The sequence below is a fragment of the Pedobacter sp. UBA4863 genome, assembly GCF_002399615.1.
Classification (GTDB): domain Bacteria; phylum Bacteroidota; class Bacteroidia; order Sphingobacteriales; family Sphingobacteriaceae; genus Pedobacter.
The window spans coordinates 66,004-66,227 of record NZ_DHDZ01000032.1 but is presented as its reverse complement, the minus strand read 5'-3'; the positions used below and the strand labels follow the sequence as shown (position 1 = coordinate 66,227).

At 34.8% G+C, this 224-nt stretch carries 1 protein-coding gene; it reads left to right on the top strand.

Annotated elements, in window-relative coordinates:
- On the top strand, positions 1 to 206 hold a 206-nt coding region (locus B3I52_RS06795; RefSeq protein ID WP_293299782.1), incomplete at its 5' end, for a Dabb family protein.
- Positions 207 to 224 lie beyond the last annotated feature (18 nt).

The window sequence follows — 224 nt, the reverse complement described above, 5'->3', positions numbered from 1 at the left end:
AAAGTTTAGAAGACATTGAAGTTGTAAAAAGTTTTCATATTGGCGTACCCGCACCCATTGAGCGTGCAGTAGTTAGATACTACTATACTTTTAGCTTAATTCTATTTTTCGAAGATTTAGCTGCGCATGATATTTCCCAAGTTCATCCGGTACACAACGCCTTTCTAGATATATTTGGGCGTTTTTTGAAAAGTTGTGATTTATGATTCGCATTAAAAAAGCTT